The organism is Microbacterium ureisolvens, assembly GCF_019511645.1.
Classification (GTDB): domain Bacteria; phylum Actinomycetota; class Actinomycetes; order Actinomycetales; family Microbacteriaceae; genus Microbacterium; species Microbacterium ureisolvens_A.
Genome location: NZ_JAEUAX010000002.1, coordinates 137,925 through 163,228, shown reverse-complemented (window position 1 = coordinate 163,228; position 25,304 = coordinate 137,925). Strand labels below are relative to the sequence as shown.

The following is a 25,304-nucleotide window of genomic DNA, read 5'->3' as shown; positions in this document are numbered from 1 at the left end:
CCGCGGAGCGCGCAGGCGGGCGGGGAGAGGATTCAGTTCTTCGGCGAGAAGTCGAAGATCGACGGGTAGGCGTTGGTGGGCCAGAACTCGAGGTTCGTGTTCGCGTCGACCGCGTACGTGCCCTGGACCCGGAAGAACGGTGCGAACCAGGCGTTCTCGACGATCCAGGCGTTGAGGTCTTTCGTCGCCTGCTCCGCCTCGTCCTCCGTGCCGTTCTGGATGGTCGAGATGTACTCGTCGACCTGCGGGTCCTGCGAGTGGAACGGGTTGAAGGTGGCGTCGGGCGCGATCATGAAGTTGATCAGCTGCCAGTCCGGGTTCTGCTCGAGGGCCATCCACGTCGCCGGGTACTTCGGGGCGAGCATGTCGGTGATGAAGTTCCCGGTGCCGGGGTCGGTGTAGTTGACCGTGATCCCGATGTCGGCGAGCTGCTGCGCGACGAGGTCGAACGTGGTCTGGAAGGCGGGGGTCGACATCATGTCGATCGAGAACCCGTCGGGGTAGCCGGCCTCGGCGAGGAGCTCCTTGGCGCCTTCCGGGTCGTACTCGTAGGTGCTGTCGAGCGCGTCGTCGTAACCGACCGACGTCTCGGGGAAGACCTGCTCGGTGACGGTGCCGTAGCCGGCCTGCAGGGCCTCGAGCAGCGCTTCGCGGTCGAAGGCCATGTTGATCGCCTGGCGCACCTTCACATCGGCGAGCTCGGGAGCCATGGCGCCGTTGCGGTCGAAGAGCAGCAGGCCGTGGAAGTCGAGCTCGTTGGACTCGATCGTCCAGCCGGATGCCTCGATCTCGGGGATCGTGTCGTTGTTCACGATCTTGGCGCCGTTGGCCTCGCCCGCCTTCATGGCGTTGAGGGTCGCGGTCGGGTCCTCGATGACGTTGATGGTGAGGTTGTCGTACTTGACGGCATCCGCGTTCCAGTAGTCCGGGTTGGCGGTATAGACGTAGGTCGTGCCGGTGACGGTCGACGCGGTGTCGAGCACGTACGGACCCGAGCCGATCGGCTCGGTGGCCGAGTCGGGGTCGTCGAAGGTCGACGGCGCCTGGATGAGGCCGGGGGCGATCGACAGCAGGTTGATGAGCGACGGGTCGGGCGCCGGCTGCGTGATGGTGACGGTGGTGGCGTCGACCGCCGCGAACTCCTTGCCGGCGAAGGTCGCGGCCTGCGGGGAGGTCCCGTCGCGGAAGCGCTCGAAGCTGGCCACGACCGCCTCGGCGTCCAGCGGCGTGCCGTCGGTGAACTCGACGTCGTCGCGGAGCGTCAGCGTCAGCACGGTGTTGTCTTCGTTGTACTCCCACTCGGTGGCGAGCCAGGGCTCGATCTCACCCGCGGAGTTCTTCTGCAGCACGGTGTCGAACACCGCCTGGAAGAACGGGCTGCGGTTGCCGTACTCGGCGCCCTGGCCGATGTCATAGCTCGTGGGGGCGACGATCGCCGTGAGGGTGAGCCGGTCTGCGCGGCCGGAGTCGCTTCCGCCCGACCCGTCGTCCCCGGCACCGGCGCAGCCGGTGAGGGCGAGAGCGGCGATCGCGATGGTGGCTGCTGTGGCCTTCCAACGGAACATCCTTGGTCCCTTCATCTGTGGCGATGCCCCTGCGGATCGCCGTCTGGCGGGAGACGCTAACAGCAATTTCTAGTGAGCGCTAGGTTTTTGATATTAAAAACTAGCGAGCATTAGGAATTCGTTATAGAACGGAGGAAGAGGGACCCGGGCGGGCACCGACCGAGATGGCCCAGACGACCCGGGGATACGGTGTGACGATGACCGAGAAGACTTCCGCCGCAGACAAGGCGGAGACCGCTCCCACGCGGGCGCGCAAACCCCGCGGCGAATACGCCAAGTCGAAGGAGACGCGCACCGCGATCCTCGATGCCGCGCTCGAGGTGTTCGCGCAGTCGGGCTACCGCGCCGGCTCCCTCCGTGAGGTGGCCGAGCGCGTCGGGATGAGCGAGGCGGGGCTCCTGCACCACTTCCGCAGCAAGAGCGCCCTGCTGCTGGCACTGCTCGACCACCGCGACAATCTGTCGCGGGAACGCGTCGACTTCGATGTTCCCGACGGGGTGGAGGCGCTGCGGGCGCTCGCCGAGCTCGCACGGTTCAACGCAGCCCAGCCCGGGATCGTCGAGCTGTACACCACGCTGTCGGCCGAGGCGACGGCGCCGTCGCATCCCGCGCACGACTACTTCGTGAACCGCTACGAGTACGTCCGCACGAGCGTGACCGGCTCCTTCGAGCGTGCGGCAGCCGCAGGGCGACTCGTCGACGGCGTCGATCCCGGCAGGGCGGCGGTCGCGACGATCGCGCTGATGGACGGTCTGCAGGTGCAGTGGCTGCTGGACCCCGAGTCGACAGACATGGCCGAGGCGCTCCACGAGGTCTTCCGCAGCCTCATCCGCGGATACGACCTGGTCGGGATCGAGAACGCGCTCGACGTGCTCGGTGGGCAGACCACGGGGTCGTCGATTGCCTCCGACGGCGCGAGCCCCGAAGCGATCGACGCGGCCGAGGCATGATCCGCCAGCCCTTCCTGGACGGCTGGACCGTCGGCCCGAAGCTCGGCGCCTTCGAAGCGCCCACGCCGGAATCGGCGCCCCGGTCCGTGCGGCTGCCGCACGACGCCGTGCGCGACCTGCCCCGCTCCGCCGACAGCGACCAGGGGGTGCACACGGGGTACGTCCCCGGTGGGGTCTTCGAGTACGCGAAGACGTTCGACGTCCCCGACGACTGGCGTGAGAAGACCGTGCGGCTGGAGTTCGAGGGCGTCTACCGGGACGCCGTCGTGTTCCTGGGCGGCGATGCCGTGACTCACGAGCCGAACGGGTACAACGCCTTCGAGGCTGTGCTCGACCCTTACCTGCGCTACGGCGAGCCCAATCGCGTCACGGTGGAAGCCCGTGCCCATCGCGACAGCCGCTGGTATTCCGGTGCGGGAATCTATCGTCCGGTGCACCTGGTGGTCGCCGATCCCGTGCACATCCCGCTCGACGGCACGCGCGTGACGACGCCCGACATCGACGAGGATCGCGCCGTCGTCGAGCTCGCGACGACAGTGCGCAACGCCTCGCGCCACACGCGTACGCTCCGTCTCACCTGGACCCTTCATTCCCCCGACGGCTCTGACGTCGCGAGCGGCACGGCACCCGTGACGGTGCTCCCCGGTACCGACGCGGTCGCGCGCGTGCGGCTCGCCGTCGACGACCCGTCACTGTGGAGCACCGACGCACCTGTGCTGTACGAAGCGCGCACCGCCCTCGCCACCGAGGCCGGGGATGTGATCGACACGGATGCTGCGGCCTTCGGCATCCGTCGGCTGCAGGTGGATGCGGCGCGCGGGCTGCGGATCAACGGCGCGACGGTGAAGCTGCGCGGGGCCTGCGTGCACCACGACAGCGGGCCGCTGGGAGCGGCGACCTTCGCCGCCGCCGAGGACCGGCGGGTGCGCCTGCTGAAGGCGGCCGGCTTCAACGCGCTGCGCAGCGCCCACAACCCGATGAGCCGCGCGATGCTCGACGCGTGCGACCGGCACGGCGTGCTCGTGATGGACGAGCTCACCGACACCTGGACCCGCTCGAAGGTCGCGTTCGACGCCGCCCCGAGCTTCCCCGAGCGGTGGCGTCACGACATCGCGGCGCTCGTCGCCAAGGACGTGAACCGCCCGAGCGTCATCATGTACTCGATCGGGAACGAGATCCTCGAGCTCGCGACGCCCGCGGGCTCCGCATGGAGCCGGCGCCTCGCCGAGGAGGTCCGGGCGCACGACGACAGCCGCTTCGTCACGAACGGCATCAACGGGATCATCGCCAATCTCGGGCGGTTCCGCGAAGCCGGCGGCGACGAGGCGAGCGAGAGCGCGGCAGCCGACCCGAACACGATGATGGCGACGATGGGCGACATGATGGCCCGAGCCAACGCGTCGGAGCTCGTGACCGCCTCGACGGAGGAGTCGGCGTCGGTGCTCGATGTCGTCGGGTTCAACTACGCCGAGTCGCGCTACGAGCTCGACCGGGAACACTTCCCCAACCGCGTCATCGTCGGGTCGGAGACCTTCCCGTCGCGGATCGAGCAGATGTGGGAGCTCGTCGAGCGCCTCGATCACGTGATCGGCGACTTCACGTGGACGGGCTGGGACTACCTCGGCGAAGCCGGCATCGGCCGCGTCGACTACCCCGACGAACCGGGCTACACGCCGACCGGCACCGCGGGACCGTACCCGCACCTGCTCGCCGGCTGCGGCGACATCGACATCACGGGCTTCCGACGCCCGGTCTCGTACTACCGCGAGATCGTGTTCGGACTGCGCACCGATCCGTACCTGGCGGTGCATCCGCCGCGGCACCACGGCCGGCTCACCGCGACGACGCCCTGGGGGTGGGACGACACGGTGTCGTCGTGGACGTGGGATGCCGCACACGGAGCGCCGGTGACGGTCGACGTGTACGCGCCCGGCGACGAGGTCGAGCTCCAGCTGAACGGCGTCTCGCTGGGAGTCGCCGCGGTAGGGGCCGAGAAGACCTTCCGTGCGTGCTTCGAGACCCGCTACCGTCCGGGGGAGCTCGTCGCGATCGCCCGCACCGGCGGTTCCGAGATCGGGCGCTGCACCCTCCGCACGGCCGGCGAGGTGGGGCTCGCAGCATCCGTCGAGGAGTCCGAGGTTCCGGTCGACGGACTGGGGTTCGTCGCGATCTCGCTGGCCGACGCGGACGGCGTCGTCGCGGTCGACGCCGACCGGCTCGTCACGGTGACCGTCGCCGGCGACGCCGAGCTCGTCGCGCTGGGCACCGGCCGCATCCGCACCGAGGAGTCCTTCTCGGGTCCCTCGGTCACGACCCACGACGGCCGTGCGCTGGCGATCGTGCGGCCCACCGGTCCGGGCGTCGCGACGGTGACCGTGACCGCAGACGGGCTGGCTGCAGCATCCGTCTCCCTGACCGTCTCCTGACCCGTTGCGCGGGGTCCGGGCCGGCGGGGTCCGGGCGGCGTGTCAGCTGGCGCGGGCGCGGGTGCGGATCTCGTCCTCGTCGCCGGGGAGCACGCGGATCGGTGTGGTGCCGGCGACCTCGTCGCTGAACTCCTCGGGCGCGACGATCGTCAGCGGCCGCGTCTCGTCGAGCGTGAGGCGGAACCGCTTCTGCTCGTGGCGGTGCAGGCGTCCTGACCAGAGCAGCCACGTGGAGCCGATCGCGAAGGCGACGAAGGCGGCGACCGCGCCGACGAGGATCGCCACGCGCGGGCCGAACTCGGCCGCGACCCACCCGACGATGGGTGCGCCGATCGGAGTGCCGCCCATGAGGATCGCCATGTACAGCGCCAGCACGCGGCCGCGCAGCACCGGGTCGGTCGTCGTCTGCACGTAGCCGTTCGCCGTCGTCATCATGGTGACGACCGCGAAGCCCGTGAACATGAGCGTGATCGCGTAGAGCCAGTAGTTCGGCATGAACGCCGACACCACGGCGGCGACGCCGAACATCGCGGTGCCGATGATGAGGACGCGCAGCCGTGCGCGGTCGCGGCGGGCGGCCATGAGGGCGCCCGCGACGGAGCCGATCGCGAGGATCGAGCTCAGCAGTCCGAAACCGTCGGCCTCCTTGCCGAACTCGACCGCCATGGTCGAGGCGAGGATCGGGAAGTTCATGCCGAATGCGCCGATGAGGAACACCATGGCGCACGTCACGATGAGGTCGGGGCGGCCGGCGACGTAGCGGAAGCCGTCGGCGAGGCGGGACGACTGCGGCGCCTTGACGCGAGGTACGAGCTCGTGCGTGCGGATGAGCAGGAGCGCCGCCAGCATGGCGAGGAACGTCACCGCGTTGGCGACGAACACCCAGCCGGTGCCGATCGCGACGATGACGATGCCCGCGACGGCCGGACCGATCATGCGGGCGCCGTTGAACGACGCCGCATTCAGCGCGACCGCGTTCGAGGCGTTCTCGCGGGCCACGAGGTCGGAGACGAAGGCCTGGCGCGCCGGGTTGTCGAACGCGGCGACGACGCCGAGCGCGAGGGCGAAGAGGTACATGATGGGCAGCGTCATCAGACCGGCGAAGATGAGCACGCCGATCGCGACGCCGAGCAGGAGCAGCAGGCTCTGGGTGACCAGAAGCAGCTTGCGGCGGTCGAAGCGGTCGGCGACGAGGCCGGTGACGCCCACGAGGAGGAGCGGCGGCGCGAACTGCAGCGCCATCGTGACGCCCATCGCGGCGGCGTCGTTGTCGGTGAGCTCCGTGAGCACCACCCAGCTGATCGCGGTCGACTGCATCCACGCGCCGATGTTGGACACGAGGGCGCCGATGAACCAGACGCGGTAGTTGAAGGCGGAGAAGGACCGGAACATCGCGCTCATCGGGCCACCATCCGCTCCATGATCGCGGCGGCGGCGGCGAGGGTCTCGCGTTCGGCCGGCGTGAGCTCGGCGAGGGTGGCCTCGACCCAGGCATCGCGGCGTCGGGCGGTCTCCTCCACGACGGCGGTGCCCTCGGGGGTGAGGGAGATCACGACCTTGCGGCCGTCGCGCTCGTCGGCGCCGCGCACGATGTACCCGGAATCCTGCAGGCAGTTGACGGTGCGGTTCATCGACGGGGCCGACACGCGCTCACGCTCGGCGAGATCGCCGAGCGTGTGAGGACCGTGCACCTTGAGGGCCGCGAGCACCGCGAACTGCCCGTCGCTCATCGAGTCGACGGCGCGCTGCGTGCGCATGCGTCGCGCGAGCCGGAACGTCGCGATGCGCAGCTGCGATGCGGCGGGGGAGAGGTCTGCGTGGGTTCCGGCGTCGGGGCCGGTGTCTGCATCTGAAGTCTCGTTGCTGCTCATCCGGTTAGTTAGCATAGCTCATTAGCCTTGCTAAAGAAAGTCTGGGGACGGATGCCGCCTCCCGCGTCAGGCGGGGGTGAGATGTTGCCCGCCCATAGACTTCTGCGCATGCCCGAGTTCATCGACGCGCATGACATCACGATCCACTACGACGTCCACCCGGCCCAGGCGTCGCCGCGCGGGATCGTGCAGCTGCTGCACGGCATCGGCGAGCACGCCGGACGATACGGTGCGCTGATCGCCGCGCTCGTCGCGGACGGGTACACCGTCTACGCGGCCGACCACCGCGGCCATGGGCGCACCGGCATGGGCCAGCACGGCGGCGACGCGACGCGTCTCGGCCACCTGGGCAAGGGCGGGCTGCGCGGCGCGCTCGCCGCGATGTGGCAGTTCACCCAGCAGATCCGCGGACAGAACCCCGGGCTTCCTCTGGTGCTGCTCGGACACTCCGGCGGCTCGGTGCTCGCCCAGATGCTCGTCAACGATCACCCCGACGCTTATGACGCTGTCGTGCTCACCGGCACGGCGCTGCGCATGCCGGGGTCGATCCACACCAAGAACCTCAACAAGCCGTGGAACGGTCCGGGTGCGACGGGAGCCGAGTGGCTCTCGAGCGATCTGTCCGTGGGCCGAGCGTTCATCGACGATCCGCTCACCACGAGCGAAGACCCGATCAAGCTCATCGGCGTGATCGACTCCCTCCGCATGTACGGCATGCCGCGAAAGAACCTGGGCCGCGACATCCCGATCCTCCTCATGATCGGCCGCGACGACACCGTCGGCGGCCCGCGGAGCGTGCATCGGCTGGCCGACGCGTACCGCACCCGCTCCGGCTTCACCGACGTGACCACGCTCATCTATCCCGACGCGCGGCATGAGATCTTCAACGAGGTCATGCAGGCCGAGGTGCGCGCCGACCTGCTCGCCTGGCTCGACAGGCGCATCGCGGACCGCACCTGACCGGAGAGTGCCGTCCGTCCACCGTGAGGGGGGACGGACGCCGCTGCGGCACCCGGCGGTCGGGTGCGCGCGTTTGACGGCGGGGCGACGCGTACGCCATCCTGGCCGCAGTGATCATCGTGGGAGCGCTCCCATGACTTCGGATGGCGCCACGATGATGCTCCCCGGGGCGACGGCGCCCGGTGGCCGAGAAGTCCAAGGGAGGACACATGACTCTGGCACGCACTCGACTCCGCGGCGGTCCGCCGACCAGACGGGCCCTCGCGCTCGGTGCGGCGGCTGCGCTGGTGGCCGCGCTCGCCGTGCCGCTGACGGCGACCGCGGCGGTCGCCGATGACGGCACCGGCCTCGCGGGCTCAGAGCTCTACGTCGATCCGTGGAGCACGACCCTCGAAGCGGCCCAGTCGCTGAGCGGGCAGGCGCGCGATGACGCCCAGCTGCTGGGATCGATCGCCTCGGCGACCTGGTTCACCGACGGGACGCCGGGCGAGGTGGAGGCCGGTGTCGACGCCGTCGTGACCGCGGCAGCCGCGGAGGGCCGCATGCCCGTGCTCGTCGCGTACAACCTCCCGTTCCGCGACTGCGCCCAGTACTCCGCGGGCGGCGCGGCGGACACCGCGGCCTACAACGCCTGGATCGACGGGTTCGCGGCGGGCATCGCCGGACGCGAGGCCACGGTCATCCTCGAACCCGACGGGCTCGGGGTCATTCCCCACTACACGACGCTCGACGGACAGGTCGAGTGGTGCCAGCCTGCGGAAGTGCCCGCCGGCACGGCCGCGACGGACCGCTTCGAACAGCTGAACCACGCCGTCGACGCCTTCGCCGCACTTCCCGAGACGTCGGTCTACCTCGACGGCACGAACGCGGCCTGGCTGAGCATCGGCGAGATCTCCGACCGACTGCTCAAGGCCGGCGTGCAGCGCGCCGACGGGTTCTTCCTCAACACGTCGAACTACCAGTTCACCGCCAATTCGACCGCATACGGGACGTGGGTGTCGCAGTGCATCGCGTACGTCACCGAGGTGAACCCCGGCGACTTCGGCTCGTGCGGCAACCAGTACTGGAACGGCGGCCCTGCCACGAACTGGCAGGGCGTGGGCATGTCGCAGTACGGCGAGTGGAGCCCGGATGCCGCGGACCCGGCTCTCAACACCTCCGGGGTGGACTCGCGCTACGCCTCGATCCTCGGCGCCACCGCGCCGACCACTCGGTTCGTGATTGACACGAGCCGCAACGGGCTCGGGCCGTGGAACCACGAAGGAGCGTACGGCGACACGCACGAGGACTGGTGCAACCCGCCGGACCGCGGCCTCGGTGCGCGTCCGGACACGACCATCGACGTGCCGCTCGTCGACGCCTACCTCTGGATCAAGGTGCCCGGCGAGTCCGACGGCAAGTGCTACCGCGGCACCGCCGGTCCGAACGACCCCGAGCGCGGCTACGAGGACCCCGCGGCCGGCCAGTGGTTCACGCAGCAGGCGCGCGAGCTGATCGCGTTCGCCGAGCCCGGCATCGCAGCGCTCGACTGCCACGTGGACTGGACGCCCAGCCTCGACGGCGCCTCCGCCGCGGTGCGCCTCTCCGGCGAGGTCGGCTCGCGCTTCGCGCTCGCCTTCGCGGTGCCCGACGGGCAGCAGATCACGAAGGCGACGCGCGCGACCGTCGCGCAGGCCGAGGGGATCGTCACGGTGACCGGCGCCGCGAAGCGCACGGGCAACGCCCCTGACACCGTCGTTCATGCGGACGGCCCGGTGCAGACGCCGTGGCAGTTCCTGCTCGACGGGCGCGCGTGCACGTCGTGACCCGCGGGGCTTAGCCGGCGCACGCCCGGCGGCCGGGACGATGGCTCCCGGCCGCCGGGCGGAGCACGCTCACGGCGTGCGCGCCAATAGGCTGAAACCCATGCACGGCGAATACAAGGTGCCCGGCGGGAAGCTCGTGGTGGTCGACCTCGAGGAGCGCGACGGCCGCATCGCGGACTTCCACCTAGCGGGGGACTTCTTCCTCGAGCCCGACGACGCCCTCGCCGACATCGACGCCGCCGTCAACGGACTCCCGATCGAATCCGACGTCGCGGCGATCGCGGCCGCCGTGCGCTCGGCGCTCCCCGAGGGCGCGCAGCTGCTCGGCTTCACGCCGGAGGCGGTCGGCACCGCGGTGCGCAGGGCACTCGTGACGGCGCCCGGCTGGCGGGACTTCGACTGGGAGATCGTGCACGACAAGCCCGTCTCGCCCCGCATGAACCTCGCCCTCGACGAGGTGCTCACCGGCCGCGTCGGCGACGGCCGCCGTCGCCCGACTCTGCGCATCTGGGAGTGGGACGAGAACGCCGTCGTCATCGGCTCGTTCCAGTCCCTGCGCAACGAGGTGGATCCCGAGGGCGCCGCGACCCACGGCTACGACGTCGTCCGCCGGATCTCGGGCGGCGGCGCGATGCTCATGGGGGCGAACTCGATCGTCACGTACTCCCTGTACGTGCCGGCGTCGCTGGTCGCGGGGCTCACGTTCGCCGACTCGTACGCGTTCCTCGACGACTGGGTGCTGCAGGCGCTGCGCGCCCTCGGCATCGAAGCGACGTATCAGCCGCTCAATGACATCGCCTCGCCTCAGGGCAAGATCGGCGGCGCCGCGCAGAAGCGGCTCGCCAACGGGGGAGTGCTCCATCACGCGACCCTCAGCTACGACATGGACGGCAACGTCATGACCGAGGTGCTGCGCATCGGCCGCGAGAAGCTCAGCGACAAGGGCACGATGTCGGCGGCCAAGCGCGTCGACCCGCTCCGCCGTCAGACGGGACTTCCGCGCGAGGCCATCATCGCCAAGCTCGAGGAGACCTTCACCAACCTCTACGGCGCCGTCCCCGGGCACATCACCGACGACGAATACGCCGAGGCCGAGGCGCTCGTGGAGTCGAAGTTCGCGACGGACGCATGGCTTCGCCGGGTCCCCTGATCGGGGCGACGGATGCTGCGCCCCCCGGCTCCGTCGACATCCACGAGGGCGACAACCTCGTGGTCTCGCGCATGCTGGCCGACGCATCCTTCACGCTGATCTATCTCGACCCGCCGTTCAACACGGGCCGCGCGCAGGAGCGGTCCATCGAGACCGCGCGGTCCGCGGCATCCGTCCCCCCGACCGCTGAAAGGATTGTGCGGCGCGGGTTCCACGGTCGGGAGTACGAGCGGATCCGCGGCGACCTGCGGGTGTACGACGACACCTTCGACGACTATTGGAGCTTCCTCGAGCCGCGGCTGCTCGAGGCGTGGCGGCTGCTCGCCGACGACGGCACTCTGTACCTGCACCTCGACTACCGCGAGGCGCACTACGCCAAGGTCCTCATGGACGCGCTGGTGGGGCGCGAGCGGTTCCTCAACGAGCTCATCTGGGCCTACGACTACGGCGCCAAGACGCGCAGACGCTGGCCCACGAAGCACGACACGATCCTTGTGTACGTCAAGGATCCGAAGTCGTACTGGTTCGACTCGGAGGCCGTCGATCGCGAGCCGTACATGGCGCCGGGACTCGTCACCCCCGAGAAGGCCGAGCGCGGCAAGCTCCCCACCGACGTCTGGTGGCACACGATCGTGCCGACCACCGGCCGGGAGAAGACCGGGTACCCGACGCAGAAGCCCGAGGGGATCCTGCGTCGCATCGTGCAGGCGTCGTCGCGCCCCGGCGACCGGGTGCTCGACTTCTTCGCGGGCTCGGGCACGACCGGCGCGGTCGCTTCGGCGCTCGGGCGAGACGCGGTGCTCGTGGACCACAACCCCGACGCGATCGCCGTGATGCGCGAGCGGATGCCGCACGCCCGCGTGTTCGCCGAACCCGGTCGGTGAGCGAGCGCTTATACGCCTTCACGCGCGGACCGACAAGGCTGAGCTTCGCCGGGCCGGGCATCCGTCGAGCGCCCTAGGGTGGGGATCATGCGCTTCGGAACCTTCATCCCCCAAGGCTGGCGATTCGATCTCGTCGGCATCGAGCCCGCGAACCACTGGGAGGTGATGAACGGCCTCGCGCAGCGCGCCGACGCCGGCCCGTGGGAGTCGCTCTGGGTGTACGACCACTTCCACACCACCCCGGTCCACTCGGACGAGGCCACCCACGAGGCGTGGACCCTCATGGCCGCGTTCGCCGCCTCGACCAGCCGCATCCGTCTCGGCCAGATGTGCACGTGCATGGGCTACCGCAACCCGGCTTATCTCGCGAAGGTCGCGGCGACCGTCGACATCGTCTCGGGCGGACGCACCGAGATGGGCATCGGCGGCGGCTGGTACGAGCACGAGTGGGAGGCGTACGGCTACGGCTTCCCGCCGGTTCCCGAGCGGCTCCGGATGCTGCGCGAGGGTGTCGACATCATGCAGCAAGCCTGGACCACCGGACGCGCCACGCTCGACGGCAGGCACTACCGGGTCGACGGGGCGATCGTGCAGCCGCTTCCGCTGCAGGACGGCGGCATCCCGTTCTGGATCGCCGGCGGCGGCGAGAAGGTGACGCTGAAGATCGCCGCGAAGTACGGCTCGTACACCAACTTCGCCGGATCGATCGAGGAGTTCGACCACAAGAGCGACGTCCTGCGCGGACACTGCGAGGCGCTGGGCCGCGACGTCTCGGAGATCACGCGGTCGTCGAACTTCAACACGATCGTCGGCGCCACCGAGGCGGAGGCTCGCGAGCGACTGTCGGCCGTCGTCGAGCGACTGCGCCCGCATGTCGGCGACGAGCGCGTGGCGAGGATCGAGCACGACTACCTCGAGTCGCCGGCCTTCGGCACCTCGGAGCAGGTGGCCGAGCGGCTGGCGGAGCGTTCCGAGCACGGCCTCGGCTACGCGATCCACTACTTCCCCGAGGCGGCGTACGACCTCTCCGGCGTCGAGCTCTTCGAGCGCGAGGTCATCCCGGCGCTCTCCTGACGCCCGGCCGGCGATGCCGGTCCGGGGCGCGCGTCGTCCCGTTGACGCGCGACAGTTCGGGGCGTGCGGCGCCCGTTCGGGGCGTGCGGCGCGCGCCCCGAACGGGCGCGGCGCGCCCCGATCTTGGCGGGAGCGGTCAGATGAGCGCGCGCACGCTGCGGTAGCCGTCGTCGGCGACCTCGGGGACGGATGCTGCAGCCCCGAACACGCGCGTGACGCCGGGCGAATCCGCCCAGCGCTGCCACCCCGGGTCACCGCCGCGCGCGAAGGCGGACGCGGCACCGTGCATCGCAGCCGCGAGGGCCTTCGGAGGGGCCTCGCCGGCGAGCGCCGCAACGTGCGGCTCGTCGAGGCAGTCGAACCAGAACGGCACGTCGAGGCAGTGCAGTGACCAGCGTCGTGTCGGCGACGGCCACGAGAACCTGTATACCCATGTAGACGCCGCGGTGCGTGCCTCCGCGACCTTCACCACAGTGGAGCGGAACACCGTGTCGGTGGCGAACCGGCCCAGGACCGCCGCCGTGCCGAGCCGGCGCTGTGCGCGGTTGGCGGCGAGCCACGCGCGCCGGCGCTCGCGCGGCACGTGGAGGCGGGCCAGCGCGAAGCCCGGCGGCACGAATCGCAGGACACCGCGTGCGGAGTCGGTGACCATCGTGAACTCGTCGTCGGTCGCACCGAGCAGGAGGGGCTTGTCGGCACCCACGCCGGCACGCAGCGCCGCGATCGTGGGCTGCGTGATCAGGTCGCCATCGATGGCGGGGCCGAGCGAGAGGCCGTCGCCGAGCAGCGAGCGCACGCCGGCGAGCCGGTCCCGGGATTCAGGGCTCGCCGCCGCGCGCTGCTGTTCGCGGATCGCGTCCTCAGGCAGGGACGCGAACCCCTCGCGGTCCGGCGTGACGCCGAGGAGCTGCGCGAGTCGGGCCGAGAGTGCGCGGGAGCGGTCGGGCGCGACGTCGGCAAGGGCGGCAGAGAGCGCCCACGCCGAATGGAACAGGTGCTGAGCCGCCGGCATGGCGAGCAGGCGAAGCACGGCACCGCCGCCCGCCGATTGGCCGGCGATCGTGACGCGGGCGGGGTCGCCGCCGAACGCGACGATGTTCGCCTGCACCCACTCCAGCGCCGCGAGCCAATCCCTCACCCCGCGGTTCGATGGCGCGCCCGCGATGTGCCCGAAGCCGTCGAAGCCCAGACGGTACGAAATGGTCACCGTGACGACGCCGTCGCGGTTGAAAGCTCGACCGTCGTACCAGGGGCTCGCCGGCGACCCCGACACGTAGCCGCCGCCATGGATCCAGACGAGCACCGGGAGCGCAGCATCCGTCTCCCCGGGAGCCGGAGTGAAGACGTTCACATTCAGCGTCGACTCGCCCGGAACCGAAGGCTCGGGGATCAGCGTGATCCCGGTATCGCCGCGTTGCGCCGTCGCTGCGAACTCGAGAGCATCGCGCACGCCGTCCCACGGCTCGACGGGAACGGGGGCGGCGAACCGAATCTCGCCCACAGGAGCCTTCGCGAACGGGATGCCGAGGAAAGCGGCTGACCCGCCGGCTCCGGGTTCGCCTCGCCAGAAGCCGCGCACGCGTCCTGCGGTCGTCTCGGCCTCCGCATAGAGCGTGGTGGTCGTCATCGCTTCTCCGGGGTGAGCAGCTCGAACAGGGCGTCGACCGTGGCGGCCATGTCGACGTCGGGCTCGAGCATCCACTGCAGCTGCATGCCGTCGGCGACCGCCTGGAACAGGCGCGCGATCGTCTCGGGGTCGACCCGGTCGGTGATCTCGCCGGTCTCCTGCTTCGCCGCGATGGCCTGGGCGAAGAACTCGCGCAGACTCTCGCCGCGGGTGACGAAGAACTGGTGGGCGGGATGCTCGGGATCGGTCGCGTCGACCGACAGCCGGGCGAACAGATGCACCAGGCCCGGGACTTCGGCGTTGTGGCGGATCACGCTGAGGTAGCCCGAGCGGATGTCGAGCAGCTCGCCGTCGTCGGCCGCGGCGAGTCCCTGCTGGAGGTCGCCCCCGAGGCCCTGCCCGACGGAGTCGAGCTCGTCGCGCTTGCGGAGGATCTCGGTGAAGAGCTCCTCTTTGCTGTCGAAGTAGTGCAGGAGTCCGGCCTGGCTGAGACCCACGGCATCGGCCAGCTCCTTCACCGAAGCGCCGCGATAGCCCTCGCGGGCGATGACGTCCAGGGCGCGCGTGAGGATCTCTTCGCGCTTGGCGACGCCCTTCGCGTAGGAGCCCCGTCGCCCCGTGCCGCTCTCTGCCATAGGAGAAGTAAACCCGAACATGGCTTGAGTTCTCAAAACCAAATGGCATAAGGTTTTGGTTCGAGCGCCCACAGCGGAGCCTCGTCACCCCAGCATGGAAGGAACTCCATGAGCATCCCCGATGTCACGGAACTCACCCTCGAAGAGAAGGCGTCGCTCACCAGCGGCGCGAGCTTCTGGCACACCAAGTCCGTCGACCGCGTGGGCGTGCCCGCGATCATGGTGACCGACGGCCCGCACGGTCTGCGCAAGCAGCGCGAGGGCGGCGACCACCTCGGCATCGGCGACAGCGTTCCCGCCACCTGCTTCCCGCCCGCGGTCGGCCTCGGCTCGTCGTGGGACATCGACCTCGTCCACCGCGTCGGCGAGGCGCTCGGCACCGAGACCTCGATCGAGAACGTCGGGGTGCTCCTGGGCCCCGGCATCAACATCAAGCGCTCGCCGTTGTGCGGCCGCAACTTCGAGTACCTCTCCGAGGACCCGATCGTGTCGGGCGTGCTCGGCGCCGCGATCGTGCGGGGGATCCAGTCGAAGGGCGTCGGAACCTCGCTCAAGCACTTCGCCGCCAACAACCAGGAGAACGACCGCATGCGGTCGTCGTCCGACGTCGACCCCCGTCCGCTGCGAGAGATCTACCTCCGCGGCTTCCAGCGCGTCGTCGAGGACGCGCAGCCCTGGACCGTGATGTGCTCGTACAACCGCATCAACGGTGTGTACGCCTCGGAGGACCCGTGGCTGCTGACCCGGGTGCTGCGTGACGAGTGGGGCTTCGAGGGCCTCGTCGTCTCGGACTGGGGTGCCGTCAACGAGCGGGTTCCGGGTCTCGCCGCCGGCATGGACCTCGAGATGCCGTCCTCGAACGGCGTCACCGACGCGCAGATCGTCGCCGCGGTGAGGGACGGCTCGCTCGTCGAGTCGGCGGTGGATGTCGCGGCCGGCCGCGTGCTCGACCTTGTGCGCAAGGCGACCGAGGGTGCCGGAGCCGTTGCAGGCCCGCTCGACGTCGATGCCCACCACGCCCTCGCCCGCGAGGCCGCCGGCCGTTCCATCGTGCTGCTGAAGAACGACGGCGACCTGCTGCCCCTTGCGAAGGACGCGAAGATCGCGGTCATCGGGGAGTTCGCCGAGAAGCCCCGGTATCAGGGCGCGGGTTCGTCGATGATCAACCCGACGCGCCTGGACAGCGCCCTGGAGGAGATCCGTGCGCTCACCGCCGGCGAGGTCGCATACGCGCAGGGCTTCAGCAACGCGCTCGAGGTCGCGGACGAGCAGACGTCAGCCCTGCGCGACGAGGCGGTGGCCGCAGCATCCGTCTCCGACGTGGTCGTGCTGTTCCTGGGCCTGCCCGCCCGACTCGAGTCGGAGGGCTACGACCGCGAGGACATCGACCTGCCCGCGGCGCAGCTGCATCTGGTCGACGCGGTGCTCGCGGCGAACCCGAACACCGTCGTGGTGCTCTCGAACGGGGGCGTCGTCGCGCTGCCCTTCGCAGACCGCGTGCCGGCGATCCTCGAGGCCTGGCTGCTCGGCCAGGCCGGCGGCGCGGCGACCGCCGACGTGCTGTTCGGCGACGTCAACCCCTCGGCCAAGCTCACCGAGACGATCCCGATGCGTCTCGAGGACACCCCCGCGTTCCTCGACTTCCCGGGCGAGTTCTCGCACACCCGGTACGGCGAAGGGCTGTTCGTCGGCTACCGCTGGTACGACGCTCGCCGCCTCGAGGTCGCATTCCCCTTCGGCCACGGTCTGTCGTACACGACCTTCTCGTACACGGATGCCGCGGCTCAGGTCGACGCGAACGGCGATGTCGAGGTGACCGTGGCCGTGACCAACACCGGCGACCGCGCGGGCCGCGAGGTCGTGCAGGTCTACACCTCGCTCAACGGATCGTCGGTGCAGCGCGCGCCGCGCGAGCTGAAGGCCTTCGCCTCGGTCGCGCTCGAGCCGGGCGAGACGCAGGTCGTCACCCTGACGGTGCGCCGCAAGGACCTCGCATACTGGGACATCCGCCCAGGCCGATGGGTCGTCGAGGGCGGCGAGTACACGATCGATGTCGCCGCGTCGAGCCGCGACATCCGCTCGTCGGTCACCGTGGCGGTCGAAGGCGACGTGGTGAGCCTGCCGCTGTCGCGCACGTCGTCCATGGGTGAAGTGCTCAGCCACCCGATCGCGGGTCCGGTCGTGCAGGCTGCGATCGCCCAGATGATGGGCGGCCTCGACGAGAGTGCGGCGTCGATCATGCCCGAGGGCGTCGACATGTCGAAGATGATGGAGTCGTTCCCGATCGGCCGCATCGGCATGATGGGCGCTCTTGCGGGCGACGGCGCCGGAACGGGACCGGAGATGATCGACGACCTCCTCGCGATGGCGAACGCTGCGCAGCGGGACTGATTCGCACGGCGGATGCCCCGGCGCCGAGCCCGTCGAGGGCGCGGCGCCGAGGCATCCGTCGTCGTCTCAGCTGTGGAGGAAGGCCAGCAGCGCCTCGTTGACCTCGGCGCCGTGCGTCCACAGCAGCCCGTGCGGTGCGCCCTCGAGCTCGACGTAGGTGGCGCCGGGAAGCAGGTCCTTGAAGCGGCGGGCCGTGACGTCGATCGGCAGGATGTTGTCGGCGGTGCCGTGCAGGATGAGCGCGGGCACGTCGATCGCGGGGATGTCGGCGCGGAAGTCCGTCGGCCATGTCAGCGGCGCCGCGGCGATCGCCGTGTTGCCCGCGTACGTCGCGACCTGCACGCTCGCGTCGAGCGCCTCCTGCGAGATCCGCGAGCCGAGGTTGTCGTCGAGGTTGTAGAAGTCCTTGTAGAACCCGGCGATGAACGCGTAGCGGTCCTCGCGCACCGACTGCGCGATGCCGTCGAAGAACTCCTGGGGCCCCGCACCCTCGGGGTTGTCCTCGGTCTTGAGCAGGTACGGCTCGAGCGACCCGAGGAACGCCACCCTCGCGACCCGGCCGCTGCCGTACCGCGACAGGTATCGGGCGATCTCGCCCGTGCCCATCGAGAAGCCCACGAGCACGGCGTCGTGGAGGTCGAGGTCCTCGATGAGCGCGTGCAGGTCTCCGGCGAAGGTGTCGTAGTCGAACCCCGAGCCGACCTTGCTCGACTTCCCGAAGCCGCGACGGTCGTACGCGATGACGCGGTAGCCGGCATCAAGCAGCGCCGCCTGCTGCTTGCCCCACGACTCGCCGTCGAGCGGGAAGCCGTGGATCAGCACGACGGGCTGGGCATCCGACGGGCCCTGGTCGGTGTAGTAGAGGTCGATGTCCGCCGAGTTCTCGGTTCCGACGGTGATGTACGCCACGATCGCTCCTTCCGGTTCGCGGACGGATGCCGCGACCCTGCGCTCGACGCTAGGCCGCAGCATCCATCCCCGCCAGTGTCTGGCCCGCGTGCGTCATGAGCGTTCATGCGGCGTTCAGCCGGACCCGCACATGGATCTGCGACTTCGCCGCGCCCGCCCTGTGGATAAGCGGGTCCGAGCGCCCGGCTGGCCCGATACTGACAGCATGGCCACCCCTCCCGAGAGCGCCGGCGACGGCACGCTCCCCGCGGCCGACGCCTCCGTTGCGCCGCCGACCTCGTTCCCGCCGTCCGCCGCCGTGCTCACCGAGGAAGCTCCGGAGCTTCCGGTCGCGCCGCCTGCGCCGACCCCGGCCGCCGGTGCCGCGAAGCCCCCGAGGAACGTCGCCCTCGTGGCGCTCATCCTCGGCATCGTGGCCTTCATGCTGGGCTGGCTGCCCGTCGTCGGTCTCGTTCTCGGGGCACTGGCGGTCGGGTTCGGGATCACGGCGCTGCGCCGGCGTCAGAGCAAGGGGCTCGCCATCCCGGGCATCGTGATGGGCGGATGGGGCCTGCTGACGTCCGTGATCGCGATCCTCGTCCTGGTGGTCATCGCGGTGCAGCCCCAGGAGTTCCGCGACGCCGTCTGGTCGGGGTACGCGCAGGTGCTCGCCGGCGAGGCGCCGACCGCCGCGGCCGAGGAGGACCCCGTCGTCGCGGAGGAGGGCGGGACCCCCGCCGACCCGGAGGACGACACCGCGGTCGCCGCGCAGGAGGCTCCCGCGCCCGACTTCGCCGCGCTCGACGACGCAGGGCTCGCCGCGATCGTCGCCGACCCTGCGGCCGCACGGGGACAGACCTACGTCGTGTACGGCGAGGTTCAGCAGTTCGACGAGAACACGGGACCCTGCAGTGCCCTGATTCTGGTCGACGACGCGCAGCAGCAGACGTGGGAGGGCTACGCGACGACCGCGTGGATCGCCGCGGAATCCGGCGAAGCGGTGTGCCCCGAGTTCACCGGCCTCGGCGCGCTCAGCCACATCAAGGCCTGGGTGACGGTCCTCGGGACCACGTCCACCGAATGGGAGGACGGGACCGTCGAGGAGGTCCTCACCCTGATGGTCCGCCAGTACGAGGCGCTGCCGGCGCTTCCCTGACCCGGCGGGGACCGCTCAGTCGCGGGCCGCGCCGGCGGACGGCGTCACGGTGAAGACCGTGGGAGCGGCGAAGCCGGCGGCCGCGAAGGCGGCGGTGGCGGCATCCGTCACCGCTCGGACGAGATCGTGCGCGACCAGCGCGATCGCGGCGCCGCCGAAGCCGCCGCCGGTCATGCGGGCCCCCACGGCGCCGGCCGCCAGCGCGGCCTCTACCGCCGTGTCGAGCTCGGGGACCGAGATCTCGAAGTCGTCGCGCATCGAGGCGTGCGAGGCGACGAGGAGGTCGCCGATCGCCGTGGGGCCCTGTTCGCGGAGCGTCCGCACCGTGTCGAGCACGCGCTGGTCCTCCGTGACGACGTGGCGGACGCGCCGGAACGTGACCTCGTCCACGAGCTCCGCGAGGCGCGGGAGGTCGTCGACGCTCACGTCGCGCAGCGCCGGCACGCCGAGCGCCGCGGCTCCGCGCTCGCATGCGGCGCGGCGCTCGCCGTAGCCGCCTGTCGCGTGAGAGTGCTTCACACCGGTGTCGATCACGACCAGCTCGAGTCCTGCACCTGCGAAGCCGAGGTCGATGACCTGCGCCTCGAGCGAGCGGCAGTCCAGGAAGATCGCCGCGTCGGCGCGGCCGAGGAGCGACGCCATCTGGTCCATGATGCCGGTGGGTGCGCCGACCGCCTCGTTCTCGGCGCGGCGCCCGACCTTCGCCAGCGCGACGCGGTCGAGGTCGATGCCCCAGGCGTCGGCGAGGGCCACGGCGGTCGCACTCTCGATGGCGGCGGACGACGACAGGCCCGCACCCACCGGCACATCGGAAGCGAACGCGAGGTCGACGCCGGTGACGGTCGAGGGGTCGGTTGCGGATGCCGCGAGCAGGGCCCACGCCACGCCCAAGGGGTAGCGGGCCCACTCCGGGACATCGTCGCGCCGCGCGGGGAAGAGCGCATCGAGCTCGTCGAGGCCGACGTCGACGGTCGCGTCGTCGAACGTGGAGGCGACACGCACACGCAAGACGCCATCGGCACGCGGGGCGAGGGCGACATGCGTGCGGTGCTGGATCGCCGACGGCAGCACGAAGCCGTCGTTGTAGTCGGTGTGCTCGCCGATGAGGTTCACGCGTCCGGGCGCCGACCAGGTGCCCGTGGGATCCGCACCGAAGCGCGCGGCGAAGAGGGCGCGGGCGATGGCGGCGGTGCGGATGTCGGTGGCGGTCACAGGGTCTCCTCGGGGATGGATGCGACGGCGTCGCGCAGCGCCGCGGCGGCCGTCTCGGGAGGGATGTCGCCGATCCAGGCGCCCATGGCCGCCTCGGATCCGGCGAGGAACTTGAGCTTGTCGGCCGCGCGGCGGGGCGAGGTGAGCTGCAGGTGCAGGCGCGCGGTATCGCGTCCGCGGTGCACCGGCGCCTGGTGCCAGGCGGCGATGTACGGCGTAGGGGAGTCGTAAAGCGCATCGACGCCCCGCAGCAGCCGCAGGTACAGGGGTGCGAGCTCGTCGCGCTCTGCGTCCGTCGTCTCGGTGAAGTCCGCGACATGCCGGTGCGGGAGCAGATGGATCTCGATCGGCCAGCGCGCCGCGAACGGCACGAACGCCGTCCAGTGCTCGCCCTCGAGGATCACGCGCTCGCCGGAGCGCTCGAACTCGAGGATGCGCGCGAACAGGTCGGGCCCTTCGCGGTCGATCGATGCGAGGAGGCCCGTGGTGCGCGGGGTGATGTACGGATAGGCGTAGATCTGTCCGTGCGGGTGGGGGAGGGTCACGCCGATCGCCTCCCCGCGGTTCTCGAAGGGGAAGACCTGCTCGACGCCGGGCAGCGCCGACAGGGCTGCCGTGCGGTCTGCCCACACCTCGATCACGGTGCGGGCGCGGGTGGCCGAGAGCGATCCGAACGAGCCGGAGTGCTCGGGGCTGAAGCACACCACCTCGCAACGGCCGACGCTCGTGCGGGTGCGGCCGAGCCCCGGCGCGACGAGGTCGTCGAGATCGCGAGGGGCGTCGACACCGGCAGGCGCATCGCCGTGGGCGACGGCGAGCGCCGGACCGAACGACGGGGACTTGTTCTCGAACACGGCCACGTCGTACCGCGACGGGATCTCCGACAGGTTGGCCGGCGTCTGCGGGGCGAGCGGGTCGAGGTGGGCCGGCGGCAGGAAGGCGCGGTTCTGGCGCGCCGCGGCGATCGACACCCAGTCGCCGGTCAGGACGTCGCGACGCATGGTCGCCGTGCCGGGCCTCGGTGCGAGCTCTCGCGCGTCGACTGCACGGTCGGGGCCGAGGGTCGTCTCGGGGTCGTCGTAGTAGATCAGCTCGCGCCCGTCGGCCAGGAGGGTCGGGCGTTTGGCGACCCCTGCGCCGAGGATCTCGGCCGGCAGATCGCGGGCGGACACCACGGTGTCGTCCTGAGGCGTGTTCACGTCAACACGGTAGCAACTCCGCTACGTTAGCGTCAACACGGATGCTGCGGCCCGACGTCCCGTCGAGCGCATCCGGTGGACGGGGTGGTGCATGACAGCCAGGCGCGTGTCGATGGCGGATGTCGCAGAGCGCGCGGGCGTCTCGGGTCAGACGGTGTCGCGGGTGGTGAACGCGAGCCCGCGCGTCGACCCCGACACTCGTGCTCGCGTCGAGGCGGCGATGAGCGAACTCGGCTACCGTCCGCATCGCGCCGCGCGGGCCCTCCGCACCGGCCGTACCCAGACCATCGGGCTCATGGTGTCGACCCTCGCCTCGGTGGGCAACTCCCGCATGCTGCAGGCGGTGGCGGATGCCGCGGCTGGCCGCGGCTACGCGCTCACCGTCGTGACGCTCGGCGCGGCCGGCGACGTCGCTGCCGCGTTCGAGCGGCTGGCCGAGCAGGGCGTGGACGGCGCGATCGTGCTGAACGAGGCGACGGCGCGGGTGCGTGGTGCGGATGTCGGCGCGCCCGGGCTGCGCCTCGTGGTCGTCGACTCGCCACGCGACGACCGGTTCGGCGTGGTCGAGACCGATCACGCCTCGGGTGCGCGACTCGCGGTGGAGCACCTGCTGACCCTCGGGCACGCCACCGTGCATCACCTCGCCGGCCCCGAAGGCTCGTTCGCTGCGGCGGAGCGCGAACGCGGATGGCGCGAAGCGCTGTCGGCGGGCGGCGCCGCGGTGCCACGCCTGGTGCGTGGAGACTGGACCTCCGCGTCGGGTCACGCGGCGGCATCCGCTCTTCTCGATGCCGGTGCGACCGCCGTCTTCGCCGGCAACGACCAGATGGCCCTGGGCGTGCTGCGCGCGGTGGCCGAGTCGGGCCGCGCGGTGCCGGGTGACGTCAGCGTGGTCGGCTTCGACGACGTGGCGGACGCCGCCGATTACCGTCCGCCGCTCACCACCGTTCGACAGGACTTCGACGCCCTCGGCGCGCGCGCGGTCGCCGCCCTCGTGGATGGCATCGAGGCCGGCGCCCCGGCGGCGTTCGAGACCCTGCCGACGCGCCTCATCGTGCGCGAGAGCACCGCACCGGCCCGCTGAGCGGGGCTCGCCCCCGGGGCGACCGCCGGATCCGCGAAGAGGGGATGGATGCCTCAGCCGGCGGCCCGGCGGGCCTCCCATCCGGTGCGGACCATCTCGTCGACGGTGTAGCGGTTCTTCCAGTCGAGGTCGCGCGCGGCCAGCTCGCCGGTCGCGACGATGCGGTCGGGGTCACCGGGGCGGCGCGGGGCGATCTCGGGCGTGAAAGCGATGCCCGTGACCCGGGCCATGGCGTCCATGATCTGGCGGACGCTCAGGCCGTTCTGCGACCCGAGGTTGTACGCGGGCTCGATGGGGCGGTTCGCGAGCAGGCGCCGCGCCGCCGCCACGTGTGCCGCCGCGATGTCGGCCACGTGCACGTAGTCGCGCACGTTCGTGCCGTCGGGGGTGTCGTAGTCGTCGCCGTTGATGCGCGGCGTCCTGCCCGCGAGCAGCGCCTCGAACACGAGGGGGAAGAGGTTGTGCGGGCTGGTGTCGTAGACGGACGGGTCGCCCGAGCCCACCACGTTGAAGTAGCGCAGCGCGGTGTAGCGGAGGGCGTGCTCCGACGCGGCAGTGGCGATCGCCTGGTCGCGGATGATCCACTCGCCGATGAGCTTCGACTCGCCGTACGGCGACGCGGGGCGCTTGGGCAGGTCCTCGGTGACGAGCGGCACGTCGGGGGTGCCGTACACGGCGGCCGACGATGAGAACACGAGGTTCGACACTTCGGCGGCCTGCATCGCGGCGAGCAGCACGCGCGTGCCCTCGACGTTCTGCGCGTAGGTGTGCAGCGGGCGCTGCACCGAGACGCCGGCGTACTTGAACCCCGCGAGGTGGATGACGCCCGCGACATCGTGCTCGCGGAGCGTGCGCTCGACGAGGTCGCCGTCGAGGATCGAGCCGCGGACGAACGGCACGATTTCGGGCACGAACGATGCGTGGCCGCTCGAGAGATCGTCGATGACGACGGAGCTCAGGCCCGCATCTGCGAGCGCACGGACGATGTGGGCGCCGATGTAGCCGGCACCTCCGGTCACGAGCCAGGACATGTCACTCCGGATTCAGCTGGGGGCGGATACGCCGGGCGGCGCCGCATCCATTCTGCCCGGTCGCACGGATGCCGCGTTCCCGGCGTCGATCGTGCCCTCGGTGCGCACCAGACCCCAGGTTCATGACCGCGGGGAGCGCGCGGGCTCGGCTCGGGCGGCGTCCACGGATACCATAGGAAGCAGGATAACGCTTTCCCAACCGGCCTCGGGTCGGAAGACATCAAGAGCACGCGCTCCCGAGGAGAATGACGCCATGGCCCACACCGTCGTGATCGCCCCCGATTCGTTCAAGGGGACGATCGGCGCCGCGGCCGCCGCTGAGGCGCTCGCGGCGGGATGGCGACGCGAGCGCCCCGCCGCCGAACTGCGGCTGATGCCGATGGCCGACGGCGGCGAGGGCACGGTCGACGCGTTCGCGGCCGCGGTGCCCGGCGCACGACGGATGCCGGTGACGGTCACGGGACCGGAGGGCGAGCCCGTGCAGGCGTCCTGGGTGCTGCTGCCGTCAACGGCGGATGCACCCGAAGGCACCGGGGTCGTCGAGCTCGCCAACACGAGCGGCATCGAGCTGCTCGGCACTCCGCCCCGCCTGCGCGCCCTCGACGCGCACACGCGCGGCTTCGGCGAGGCGATCGCCGGCGCCCTCGCGCACGGAGTGTCGCGCCTCGTGCTCGGGATCGGCTCGAGCTCGTCGACGGACGGCGGCACGGCAATGCTCACGGCGCTCGGAGCGCGATTCACGGATGCTGCGGGTCGGCCGATCGCCGCGGGCGCGCGGGGTCTCGGCTCGCTGGCGGCAGCCGACCTGTCGGGGCTCGCGCCTCTCCCGTCCGGTGGCGTGACGGTGCTGAGCGACGTGACCAACCCGCTCCTCGGACCCCACGGAGCTGCCGAGGTCTTCGGGCCGCAGAAGGGCGCCGCGCCCGATGACATCCCGACGCTCGACGCCGGTCTCGCGCGGCTCGCCGCGTTGGTCGACGCCGATCCCGAGACCCCGGGCGCCGGCGCCGCGGGTGGCACCGGGTTCGGGCTGCTGGCCTGGGGTGCGCGGCTGGTGCCGGGCTCAGCAGCGGTGGCGCAGCTCGTCGCACTCGACGCGGCGGTGGCCGCAGCATCCGTCGTCGTGACCGGCGAAGGGTCGTACGACGGTCAGTCCGCGGCAGGGAAGGTGCCGGCGTACGTCGGTTCCGTCGCAGGGGCAGCCGGCGTGCCGGTCGCCCTGGTGGCAGGGCGCATCGCGGCGGATGCCGACACCTCGGGCTTCGCCGCGACGGCCTCGCTCACCGAGCTCGCGGGCTCGGGCGAGGCCGCGATGGCCGAGACGGCGCGGTGGCTCGAGGAGGCCGGAGTCCAGCTGGCGCGCGAGCTCACGCCGCGCTGAGCTCGCCAGACGTGG

The 25,304-nt window shown here is 71.0% G+C and carries 20 protein-coding genes; 11 read left to right on the top strand and 9 right to left on the bottom strand.

All coding sequences use genetic code 11. The features are described from left to right. Positions 1–32: 32 nt before the first annotated feature. Positions 33–1,565: an ABC transporter substrate-binding protein gene (locus JNB61_RS04915; RefSeq protein WP_220288554.1), complete on the bottom strand. Its 1,533-nt coding sequence runs from the start codon at positions 1,563–1,565 to the stop codon at positions 33–35. Positions 1,566–1,762: 197 nt separating this feature from the next. Between JNB61_RS04915 and JNB61_RS04910 the strand changes: the two genes are divergently transcribed. After that, positions 1,763–2,515 (top strand): TetR/AcrR family transcriptional regulator, encoded by a 753-nt coding sequence (locus JNB61_RS04910; protein ID WP_220288555.1) that lies wholly within the window; start codon positions 1,763–1,765, stop codon positions 2,513–2,515. Continuing rightward, a complete protein-coding gene (locus JNB61_RS04905; RefSeq protein ID WP_220338908.1) occupies positions 2,512–4,941 on the top strand; it encodes a glycoside hydrolase family 2 TIM barrel-domain containing protein in 2,430 nt (809 codons plus the stop codon). Before JNB61_RS04910 ends, JNB61_RS04905 begins: the two co-directional genes overlap by 4 nt. 42 nt (positions 4,942–4,983) lie before the next feature. On the opposite strand, the gene JNB61_RS04900 is transcribed toward JNB61_RS04905, so the two are convergent. Next, positions 4,984–6,333 (bottom strand): MFS transporter, encoded by a 1,350-nt coding sequence (locus JNB61_RS04900; protein ID WP_374226628.1) that lies wholly within the window; start codon positions 6,331–6,333, stop codon positions 4,984–4,986. A 5-nt stretch (positions 6,334–6,338) separates the two neighbouring features. After that, positions 6,339–6,812: a MarR family winged helix-turn-helix transcriptional regulator gene (locus JNB61_RS04895; RefSeq protein WP_220338906.1), complete on the bottom strand. Its 474-nt coding sequence runs from the start codon at positions 6,810–6,812 to the stop codon at positions 6,339–6,341. A 108-nt stretch (positions 6,813–6,920) separates the two neighbouring features. Here JNB61_RS04895 and JNB61_RS04890 point away from each other — a divergent pair, with 108 nt between their 5' ends. The 5 genes from JNB61_RS04890 (at position 6,921) to JNB61_RS04870 (ending at position 12,685) form a co-directional block, all read left to right on the top strand. After that, entirely contained in the window at positions 6,921–7,772 is an 852-nt protein-coding gene (locus tag JNB61_RS04890; RefSeq protein WP_220338905.1) for an alpha/beta hydrolase, read from the top strand. Between the two features lie 209 nt (positions 7,773–7,981). Next, complete coding sequence (locus JNB61_RS04885) at positions 7,982–9,577, top strand: glycoside hydrolase family 6 protein (protein WP_220338904.1); 1,596 nt, start codon at positions 7,982–7,984, stop codon at positions 9,575–9,577. 100 nt (positions 9,578–9,677) lie between these two features. Beyond that, a complete protein-coding gene (locus JNB61_RS04880) occupies positions 9,678–10,727 on the top strand; it encodes a lipoate--protein ligase family protein (protein ID WP_220338903.1) in 1,050 nt (349 codons plus the stop codon). Then, positions 10,706–11,611: a DNA-methyltransferase gene (locus tag JNB61_RS04875; protein ID WP_220338902.1), complete on the top strand. Its 906-nt coding sequence runs from the start codon at positions 10,706–10,708 to the stop codon at positions 11,609–11,611. The genes JNB61_RS04880 and JNB61_RS04875 overlap by 22 nt, the downstream gene beginning before the upstream one ends. 87 nt (positions 11,612–11,698) lie before the next feature. Continuing rightward, positions 11,699–12,685: an LLM class F420-dependent oxidoreductase gene (locus tag JNB61_RS04870; RefSeq protein ID WP_220338901.1), complete on the top strand. Its 987-nt coding sequence runs from the start codon at positions 11,699–11,701 to the stop codon at positions 12,683–12,685. A 136-nt stretch (positions 12,686–12,821) separates the two neighbouring features. On the opposite strand, the gene JNB61_RS04865 is transcribed toward JNB61_RS04870, so the two are convergent. Together JNB61_RS04865 and JNB61_RS04860 are read right to left on the bottom strand one after the other, a co-directional pair. Further along, positions 12,822–14,312 (bottom strand): carboxylesterase/lipase family protein, encoded by a 1,491-nt coding sequence (locus JNB61_RS04865; protein WP_220338900.1) that lies wholly within the window; start codon positions 14,310–14,312, stop codon positions 12,822–12,824. Beyond that, the gene (locus JNB61_RS04860) at positions 14,309–14,947 is read right to left on the bottom strand and encodes a TetR/AcrR family transcriptional regulator (protein WP_220338899.1); all 639 of its coding nucleotides are present in this window, start codon (positions 14,945–14,947) and stop codon (positions 14,309–14,311) included. The genes JNB61_RS04865 and JNB61_RS04860 overlap by 4 nt, the downstream gene beginning before the upstream one ends. 108 nt (positions 14,948–15,055) lie before the next feature. Between JNB61_RS04860 and JNB61_RS04855 the strand changes: the two genes are divergently transcribed. Next, complete coding sequence (locus tag JNB61_RS04855) at positions 15,056–17,338, top strand: glycoside hydrolase family 3 C-terminal domain-containing protein (RefSeq protein WP_220338898.1); 2,283 nt, start codon at positions 15,056–15,058, stop codon at positions 17,336–17,338. 66 nt (positions 17,339–17,404) lie between these two features. Here the strand turns inward: JNB61_RS04855 and JNB61_RS04850 are convergent, their stop codons facing one another. Beyond that, positions 17,405–18,247, bottom strand: a complete 843-nt coding sequence (locus JNB61_RS04850) for an alpha/beta fold hydrolase (protein ID WP_159841496.1) — start codon at positions 18,245–18,247, stop codon at positions 17,405–17,407. Positions 18,248–18,452: 205 nt separating this feature from the next. Here JNB61_RS04850 and JNB61_RS04845 point away from each other — a divergent pair, with 205 nt between their 5' ends. Beyond that, positions 18,453–19,382, top strand: coding sequence for a DUF4190 domain-containing protein (locus tag JNB61_RS04845; protein ID WP_220338897.1), 930 nt, complete (start codon positions 18,453–18,455; stop codon positions 19,380–19,382). A 15-nt stretch (positions 19,383–19,397) separates the two neighbouring features. On the opposite strand, the gene galK is transcribed toward JNB61_RS04845, so the two are convergent. Together galK and galT are read right to left on the bottom strand one after the other, a co-directional pair. Further along, a complete protein-coding gene (galK, locus tag JNB61_RS04840; RefSeq protein WP_308291206.1) occupies positions 19,398–20,594 on the bottom strand; it encodes a galactokinase in 1,197 nt (398 codons plus the stop codon). After that, positions 20,591–21,751: a galactose-1-phosphate uridylyltransferase gene (gene galT, locus JNB61_RS04835; RefSeq protein ID WP_220339112.1), complete on the bottom strand. Its 1,161-nt coding sequence runs from the start codon at positions 21,749–21,751 to the stop codon at positions 20,591–20,593. Before galT ends, galK begins: the two co-directional genes overlap by 4 nt. A 133-nt stretch (positions 21,752–21,884) precedes the next feature. Here galT and JNB61_RS04830 point away from each other — a divergent pair, with 133 nt between their 5' ends. Further along, a complete protein-coding gene (locus JNB61_RS04830; RefSeq protein ID WP_223214634.1) occupies positions 21,885–22,877 on the top strand; it encodes a LacI family DNA-binding transcriptional regulator in 993 nt (330 codons plus the stop codon). Between the two features lie 53 nt (positions 22,878–22,930). On the opposite strand, the gene galE is transcribed toward JNB61_RS04830, so the two are convergent. Beyond that, the gene (gene galE / locus JNB61_RS04825) at positions 22,931–23,908 is read right to left on the bottom strand and encodes a UDP-glucose 4-epimerase GalE (RefSeq protein WP_220338896.1); all 978 of its coding nucleotides are present in this window, start codon (positions 23,906–23,908) and stop codon (positions 22,931–22,933) included. A 253-nt stretch (positions 23,909–24,161) separates the two neighbouring features. On the opposite strand from galE, the gene JNB61_RS04820 reads away from it, so the two are divergent. Continuing rightward, positions 24,162–25,289: a glycerate kinase gene (locus JNB61_RS04820; RefSeq protein WP_220338895.1), complete on the top strand. Its 1,128-nt coding sequence runs from the start codon at positions 24,162–24,164 to the stop codon at positions 25,287–25,289. The last annotated feature ends 15 nt before the right edge of the window (positions 25,290–25,304 follow it).